Raw genomic sequence first — 1182 nt, forward strand, 5'->3', positions numbered from 1 at the left:
AAGACATGCTGTCGGACGAGGAACCGCTGACGGCCGTCGGCCGGCGGATCACCCTCCTCCTGGACAAAGCCAGCAGTCTGACCAAAGACGAACTGAACGAGCTGGACCGGCTGACAACGGTGCGCGAGCGCCTGTTAAAGCAAGCGGTCAAACCGTCGCCAGCGCCGATCGGAGAACCAGCCAGCGAACCACAGGAACGCCGCCAGGGCGCGCGCGGGGAACGTTCGGGCCGTGCGGATAGCGGTGGGAAGAAGCGCGAAAAGAAGGCCAAGAACGATATCAGCGGGCTGACCGAAGTCGACTTCCTGGATAAGTTCATCAGCAAGATGTATCGCTATCAGCAGGAACTGTTCGCGGCCAAGCAAAACCCGCTGACGTGCCGGATCCGCAACATCCTGAAAAGCCGCCAGGTGGGCCTGACCTACTACTTCGCCGGCGAAGCCTTCATGGATGCCGTGCTGACTGGCGACAACCAGGTGTTCCTGTCGGCCAGCCGCTCGCAGTCGGAAATTTTCCGCAGCTACATCATCCAGTTTGCCAAGCAGTGGTTTGACATTGAGCTGACCGGCAACCCGATCACTCTCAGCAACGGCGCCGAGTTGCGCTTTCTCAGCACCAACAGCAGCACTGCCCAGGGCTACCATGGCCACGTCTACGTCGATGAATACTTCTGGATCCGCGACTTCGACAAACTCAGCACCGTGGCCAGCGCCATGGGTACCCACAAAAAATGGCGCAAAACCTATTTTTCGACGCCCAGCGCCGTGTCGCACCAGGCGTACCCGTTCTGGTCAGGCGAAGAATTCCGCAACAGCAAACGCGGCAAAAAAGCTGGCGGCACCTGGCCTACCGAGGCGTCCTACACCCAGGGCGCGCTATGCCCCGATGGCCAATGGCGCAAGACCATCACCCTGGACGACGCTATCGCCGGCGGCTGCGATCTGTTCGACCTGGAGCAGCTGCAGCTGGAGTACGACGAAGACAAATTCCAGCAGTTGTTCTACTGCAAGTTCATCGACAGCAGCCAAAGCGCGTTCGGCCTCAAGGATCTGGAACGGTGCTATTCCGATCTGTCGTTGTGGGAAGACTACGACCCGGAACTGGATCGGCCATTCGGCAACAGCCCTGTCTGGCTGGGCTACGATCCGAGCCGCACCCGCGACGACGCCACCTGTGTGGTGG

The 1182-nt window shown here is 60.2% G+C and carries 1 protein-coding gene; it reads left to right on the forward strand.

The window, feature by feature from the left end; all coding sequences use genetic code 11:
* Positions 1 to 1182: terminase family protein (locus H097_RS24335; protein WP_032863007.1), on the forward strand; the 1182-nt coding region annotated here is incomplete at both ends.

It is taken from the genome of Pseudomonas sp. FH4 (assembly GCF_000510915.2).
Classification (GTDB): Bacteria; Pseudomonadota; Gammaproteobacteria; order Pseudomonadales; family Pseudomonadaceae; genus Aquipseudomonas; species Aquipseudomonas brenneri.